2 pseudogenes are annotated in these 557 nt (G+C 61.4%); both read left to right on the top strand.

The annotated features are described in order from the left end of the window. Positions 1–213 precede the first annotated feature (213 nt). Positions 214–261 (top strand): annotated as a pseudogene (locus EVJ26_RS14530) (helix-turn-helix domain-containing protein); the annotation flags it as partial. 25 nt (positions 262–286) lie between these two features. Next, positions 287–557: pseudogene (locus EVJ26_RS14245) on the top strand (RNA-guided endonuclease TnpB family protein); the annotation flags it as partial.

The raw sequence follows: 557 nt of genomic DNA, 5'->3' as shown, positions 1-557 counted from the left end.
CATAATTAAGCGAGAATTCTCCCACCTCTAAGCGTCTGGGGCGAGGCCCAGCGTAGGTGGGAGATGAATCGCCCGTACATAAACCTCTTGGCCACCCCTGTGACAGATATGACGAACATAAGTTCGTGATTCCGTCAGATTTCCCTTCCCCCGTCGCGGGTATCGGATGAGGAAGGCGTTCATCACGATCATCGGCCGAGAGGAGGGGGAGACATGCTGAAGGGCTACAAATACAGGCTCCACCCGACGGCGGAACAGGCCGATTTCCTGGTCAGGACGATCGGCTGTGCCCGCCTCGTACAAGCCCCTGTTCCCGTTCCTCGCCGAGGCGGACAGCCTCGCGCTCGCGAATGCGAAGCTTCACCTCGACGCGGCGTTCGCGAAGTTCTTCGCCGGGACGGCCGGCTTCCCGGTGTTCAAGTCGAGACGGAAGGCGCGCGCCTCCTACACGACGAACAACCAGCACGGCACGATCCGCATCGAGGGGGACCGGGTCCGGCTCCCGAAGGTCGGGTTCATCCGCTTCACACAGCACCGAATCTTCGACGGCGAGATCC

The sequence above is a fragment of the Exiguobacterium sp. SH3S1 genome, from assembly GCF_004337105.1.
GTDB lineage: Bacteria > Bacillota > Bacilli > Exiguobacteriales > Exiguobacteriaceae > Exiguobacterium > Exiguobacterium aurantiacum_A.
The sequence above is the reverse complement of the archived record's forward strand: the minus strand, read 5'-3'. Positions and strand labels throughout refer to the sequence as shown.